At 43.6% G+C, this 6273-nt stretch carries 6 protein-coding genes; all 6 read right to left on the reverse strand.

The window, feature by feature from the left end:
• On the reverse strand, positions 1 to 495 hold the full coding sequence (locus MHN81_RS11355) for a CvpA family protein (protein ID WP_023397189.1): 495 nt from the start codon (positions 493 to 495) through the stop codon (positions 1 to 3).
• Positions 496 to 556: 61 nt separating this feature from the next.
• A complete protein-coding gene (locus tag MHN81_RS11360; RefSeq protein ID WP_239425742.1) occupies positions 557 to 1285 on the reverse strand; it encodes an SPOR domain-containing protein in 729 nt (242 codons plus the stop codon).
• Between the two features lie 3 nt (positions 1286 to 1288).
• The gene (folC, locus tag MHN81_RS11365; protein WP_239425743.1) at positions 1289 to 2557 is read right to left on the reverse strand and encodes a bifunctional tetrahydrofolate synthase/dihydrofolate synthase; all 1269 of its coding nucleotides are present in this window, start codon (positions 2555 to 2557) and stop codon (positions 1289 to 1291) included.
• A 22-nt stretch (positions 2558 to 2579) separates the two neighbouring features.
• Positions 2580 to 3455 (reverse strand): acetyl-CoA carboxylase, carboxyltransferase subunit beta, encoded by an 876-nt coding sequence (accD, locus tag MHN81_RS11370; RefSeq protein WP_023397192.1) that lies wholly within the window; start codon positions 3453 to 3455, stop codon positions 2580 to 2582.
• 219 nt (positions 3456 to 3674) lie between these two features.
• Positions 3675 to 4475, reverse strand: coding sequence for a tRNA pseudouridine(38-40) synthase TruA (gene truA / locus MHN81_RS11375; protein WP_023397193.1), 801 nt, complete (start codon positions 4473 to 4475; stop codon positions 3675 to 3677).
• Between the two features lie 105 nt (positions 4476 to 4580).
• Positions 4581 to 6273: FimV/HubP family polar landmark protein (locus tag MHN81_RS11380; RefSeq protein ID WP_275446977.1), on the reverse strand; the 1693-nt coding region annotated here is incomplete at its 5' end.

Here is a 6273-nt window from a genome sequence, read left to right on the forward strand (position 1 = left end):
TTAACGGTTTGCTGAATTTAAAAAGCTCGAATTATTTTCCAAATATGAAAAAAACCATTCAATAACAAATCCAAATTCAGGGATTACTACCGATGACTTCCACCAATCTGTATCTGGGGCTTTAGTGAAAGCATCGAGAAAAAACAACAGGGCGCTGACCACTAGCACGCCACGCATCGCACCAAATAAGATGCCAACAATACGATCTGTGCCAGACAATCCGGTACGCTGTACCAGCTCGCCCAATATAAAATTAACCAATCCACCTAATACCAGCGTTGCGACAAATAGTATGGCTATTGCTGCTGCGTTTCTCAAAAGGGGTTCTGAAACAAAGGTAAGGAAAGTGGATAGATATTGATAAAATAGACTGGATATAAAGAATGCGCCAACCCAAACTACAAGGGACATAGCTTCTTTTACAAAGCCGCGTATTAGGCCAAAAAAGGTAGAAATACCGACAACTGTAAATATGGCGTAATCAACCCAAATCATAATAACCAACAAGTCGTTAATTTTGGGCGCATTTTATAAGACACGCCCTAGAATTGCCAGATCAATTTGCAACCTTGAACTGGGTAAGCCTACCATTAAGCTTGGTTAACTTCTTTAGTTCTGGTAACTTAGCTTCAAGTTTTTGCTTATTTAAATCTGGTCCGACAAACACCTTGGTCAGGGTACCATTAGGCGTTTTGACAGGGCGCGTAAAAGTTTTAAAACCATTTAGTTTCAGTTTAGCGATCAGTGCATCCACATTAGCTTTATGTGAAAAACTACCTAATTGAATCACATAGGCCATTTTTGAAAAATTAGAATCTTCAGTTCGTGCCAGTTTTGGCTCTTTAGTCTGCGCTGTGACTACTTGCTTTGGCTTGCTCACTTGTTCAGTAATTGGCTGCTCAGCTTTTGGTGCGGGTGATTGCTCAATACCACTTGGTTTAGCCTCTGCATTTGAATCAGTCTCTTTTAACTGCGCAACAGTCTGACTTTCTAATGCACTATCTTCTGATACTGAGTCAGCAGTGCTGTCGACAGGCAGTTGTGTGTCGACATCATCTGCGGTGATCTCTTCAACAACTTCAGCTTTTGGCTCAGGAGCCATCTGAGCTCGTGCGTCAATAGGCTTTTGCAGATCAATAGATTTGAATTCTGGACGCTCAGGAATTTGTTGAAACCCTTCTTTATAATGCACTTTTTCGCCGTCCAAAATATTTGGAATAAAAACGATCGCAGCAATAACTATGATGCTGGTGCCTACAAGGCGGTTTACAAATCCTGAGTTCACGTTTTACTCTCTATTTTTCCAATACTGTATTGCGTCTGCAACGGTAAAGAACGAGCCAAAAATAATCAGCGCTGAGTTGTTATCTTGCGCAGGAAGCATTGCATCTAGTGCCTCACAGACACTTTCAAACGCATGGATCTCTTCTTGTTGCGTATTAACCAATGCCTGGCGCATATTTTCTGCGCTTTCTGCACGAGGTCCACTGAGGGCTGCACATGTCCAATTATCGACGGCATCACCTAGTTCATCGATCACCGCGGCTTTGTCTTTATCTGCAAGCATAGCGACTAAGGCGTTAATTTTAAAGCCCTGATTTTTTAGGTTAAGCAGCTTTGAACGTAAATAACGTGCAGATTCAGGGTTGTGCGCGACATCGGTGTATACCAAAGGCGTGGTACTTAATTTCTGAAAACGGCCTTCCACTTGCAAACTGTCCAGTACATCACGTACCTTTTGCTCAGCAGGTAATAAATTCAAGTGTGCTAAGGCAGTCAGGGCAGTGGCAACATTTTGTGCAGGGATTGCAGGTTGAGAAAGCGTAAAATCATAATCTAGATACTGCCAACGCAGGCCACTTTCAAGAGGAGTAAAATAGAAATCGCGCTTGGATAAAACCATTTCAGCCTCAATTTCTAAACCGTAATCCGTCACTGTATGGGGAATATTCAAATCGCCCACAATTGCAGGTGTGTTGGTTCTGAAAATACCGGCTTTATCATAGCCAACCAGTTCGCGTGTATCGCCCAAATACTCTTTATGATCAAGATCTATCGTCGTGATAATACTAGCATAAGGAGTGACAATATTGGTTGCGTCGTATCGACCGCCCAGACCGACTTCAAGTAACACATAGTCCACTTCGTAGCGCTTAAAAAGTGCAAGCGCGCCTAATGTACCATATTCAAAGTACGTCAACTGCGTCTCGCCTCTACCCTGCTCTAGCTGATAGAAAGCGTCAACGTGATCTTGGTCCTCTAATTCTTGGCCATTGATACGAACTCGCTCGTTATAACGAATAAGATGAGGAGATGCATATGTACCAACCGAGTAGCCTTGAGCTAACAGCATCGCTTCCATACAGCGCGCGGTTGTGCCTTTGCCGTTGGTTCCACCTATCAAGATGATTTTACTGGGTGTGTCGAGTAAGTGAATATTATTGGCGACTTGAGCAACACGTTCTAACCCCATCTCAATGTTGGCAGGGTGTAGTTGCTCTAAATAACAAAGCCAATCATCTAAACTCGATGATTGGCTAGGTTTGATGTGTGACATAGCTAGCTCAATTTCGAAAAATTTACGCTACTCTATGCTCTTGTTCTGTAGAAGGCAAGTCCATAAACTTAGAAATCATACGTGCTAGAGAGTCACGCATTTCACGACGGTCAATAATCACATCAATAGCACCGTGCTCTAGTAAAAACTCACTGCGCTGGAACCCTTCAGGTAAGGTTTCACGTACTGTTTGCTCGATAACACGAGGGCCAGCAAAACCGATCAATGCTTTTGGTTCACCCACGTTGATGTCACCAAGCATTGCTAATGAAGCTGATACACCACCCATCGTTGGGTTAGTTAACACAGAGATAAACGGTAGGCCCTGCTCGCTCATTTTTGCAAGTGCAGCACTGGTTTTAGCCATTTGCATTAGTGAGAATAACGCTTCTTGCATTCGTGCACCGCCTGATGCAGAGAAACAAATTAATGGCATATTATGCTCAAGACACTCATTGACGGCTGCTACAAAACGCGCACCTACAACAGACGCCATAGAACCGCCCATGAATGAGAATTCAAATGCAACAGCAGCAACTGGCATGCCTTTCAAGCGACCTTTCATCGCGATCAGAGCATCTTTTTCACCACTGACCTTTTGTGCTGCGGTGATACGATCTGAGTACTTTTTAGAGTCTTTAAACTTGAGAACATCTTGAGGCTCAAATTGTGTGCCTAATTCAACTAGTTCACCATCATCTAGGAAACGTGTTAGGCGCTCACGAGCTGAAATTCGCATATGATGATCACACTTAGGACATACATATAGCGACTTTTCTAGTTCAGCTTTATATAAGATTGAATCACAGGCCGTACACTTTGCCCAGACACCTTCCGGTACCTCTTTCTTACCTGCCGATTTAGCAGCTTTAGGCAAGATTTTTTCTAACCAACTCATTGGCAACTCTCTTGTCTTTATTCTGTATATTAGTCTGTGCACACAGACAGATTTTCCCAATTAAAACATGTTTAAGGCAACAGCGGTATAAAAAACTGGTCTTAGTAGTCTTAACAAGTAATAGACGTATGAGGAACTGATATTTTAATGCACACAACATAGACAGCTACTTGCTAAAATTAAATAGCTTATGCATGGCTACCAGCTTCTCTGTAATTTTTATTGTTTAATCTCGACTTCCGGCAAAAATAGCGGACCCACAGACATTTTCGGGATCCCCCACTTTTCTGGGTAATCAACATCTACTAGGTATAGGCCATTAGGTTTTGCTGTTGCACTAGCCTGTGTTCTATCCTTTACCGCCAACAATTCAGCCATCCACTCTGGAGACTGATCACCAATTCCAATATCTAGTAAGCACCCTGTGATATTTCTAACCATATGGTGCAAAAATGCATTCGCTTTGATGTCTATTACGACATAGTCACCAAACCTGTTGACCTGAAGGTGGTGAATATTTCGAAACGGTGTATTGGACTGGCAATGCACAGCTCTGAAAGAAGTAAAGTCTTGTTCACCGAGCATATGTGGACATGCAGCCTGCATTCTTTCAACATCTAAAGGGTAGTGAAAGTGCGTTACTCCATTTCTTAAAATGCCAGGGCGATAAGTATGGTTATATATCACATAACGATAGCGCCTTGCTGTGGCACTAAAGCGAGCATGAAATTCATCATCAACCTGTTGGGCAAATCGTACCGCAATGTCGTCCGGTAATTGCGAGTTCATACCAAGTGTAAATGCACTCATTTCGCGCTCGGCATCGGTATCAAAATGTACTAATTGCCCAGTCGCATGCACACCGGCATCAGTTCGACCTGCGCACACAATTTCGACGGGGTGGTTACAGATCCGCGAAAGCGCTGTTTCAATTTCTTCTTGGACACTACTTACATGACTTTGACGTTGCCAACCTGAGTAGTTGCCACCGTTATACTCGATACCTAGTACTACACGCATACACTTGCAAACTCTTCACTAAATTATAGCCGGGCATTTTATGCTATTGGCAAAGGGAAGAAAAGCAAAGGGGGCGATATCGCCCCCTTTGTTAATTATCCCACACTATTTTATTTGCTCTTTTAGCAACCGGGCTTCAGCTTGTACCGATTCAGGGCCATTTTCCATGACTTCCTCCAAGGCTGAAACTGCCGAGTCAAAGTCTTCTATTTCCAGATACGCCCGTGCCAAATCTAGTTTTGCTGAGAAACCATCTTCTTCTAAATCAACATCCTTAGGGTTATCTCCTGCTAGCAAATCTTCGAAGTCATCAAGACCGACATCCATATTTGGCTCTTGGTAAGGCTCCTCTGTGGTAAGAACATCATCGCTTTGTGCAATCAAGTCTTCAATTTCCACAAAGTCTTCCGGCATTGATTCTTCATGACTCTGCTCTAAATCATCTTCAATCTCGAACTGTTCATCTAGGTCTTCACTTAACAATGCATCGAAGTCGACTTCCAATTCAGGCTCTTGTACGTTTCCTGTCAGCTCTTCTGGCTCAGCATATTCATCCAATAAAGCATCAAAATCCGTACCTTCTAAATCTGCCATAAACTCATCTTCGATGGCTCTTTCATCGATATCTATTGAACTTTCTTGCTCATCGCTGCCCGCCTCTGCAACCTCTTCTAACTCCGCTAAAAATGCTTCTGGGTCAATACTGGCTTCTTGATCGACTGCCAATTCTGAGGTTTCTATTTCATCATTTTCATTCGACGAATACGTTTCTGAGCTTTCAGCCTCTAAAGAGGCCAATGCAGCAGACTCATCAAAAGGCGTATCGAGATCGATTTCCAACTCTTGTTCAGATATCGGAAGCTCTGTATTTTGAGGGGCTTCGCTACTCGGTAATTCCTCATCCATAGCAGCCAGCGCAGCATCTTCATCAAATGGCGTATCTAAATCAATGCCCAAGTCGCCCAGCTCATCTTCAACTTCTGAAGGTAGCTCACTCTCTTCAGTCTCCATAAAAGGAGGCTGTGTCACATCATCACTAATATTACTCTCAGAGATAGCATTTGGTGCTTCATCAAAATCATCGAATAAATCATCTAATTCATCACCAAATGACTCTTCTAAATCGCCTTCAATGTCTGCATTTAAATCGCGTTGGCTATCTAAGCTCTGAGCTAATTGGCGCTCAGTTTCACTCATGCCCTCTGATTGAGGCTCATCATCCAATGAAATTTCAGGCTCATCAACCTCTTCTAATTCAAGCTCGGGGTAACTTTCTAGCTGCGCACTTGGTGTAACAAAGTCTTCTTCTGGAAGAGACTCCTCCGCAAGCAAATCTACCTCATCACCAAGAGGATCATCACCTAAGTCGATCTCAACATCTTCAGCCATCAGCTCGTCATCGAGAGAAGCAAGCTCCTCTTCAGCCTCCAATGCATCCAACATATCATCGACATTTTGTGGTTCAGTGCTTTCGATGTCTTGTAAAAGCTCGTGCGGCTCGATTTCCAGCTCTAGCTCATCTTCTAGTTCTGGCTCTGCTTCGAGTTCTGGTTCAGCTTCGAGCTCTAGCTCTGCTCCTAGTTCTGGTTCTGCTTCGAGTTCTGGCTCTGCTTCGAGTTCTGGTTCAGCTTCTAACTCTGGTTCAGCTTCTAACTCTGGCTCTGCTTCTAGCTCTGGCTCTGCTTCTAGCTCTGGCTCTGCTTCGAGCTCTGGCTCTGCTTCTAGCTCTGGCTCTGCTTCTAGCTCTGGCTCTGCTTCGAGTTCTGGCTCTGCTTCGAGTTCTGGCTCTGCTTCGAGT

This window comes from Pseudoalteromonas sp. Of7M-16 (genome assembly GCF_022347805.1).
Lineage (GTDB): Bacteria > Pseudomonadota > Gammaproteobacteria > Enterobacterales > Alteromonadaceae > Pseudoalteromonas > Pseudoalteromonas luteoviolacea_F.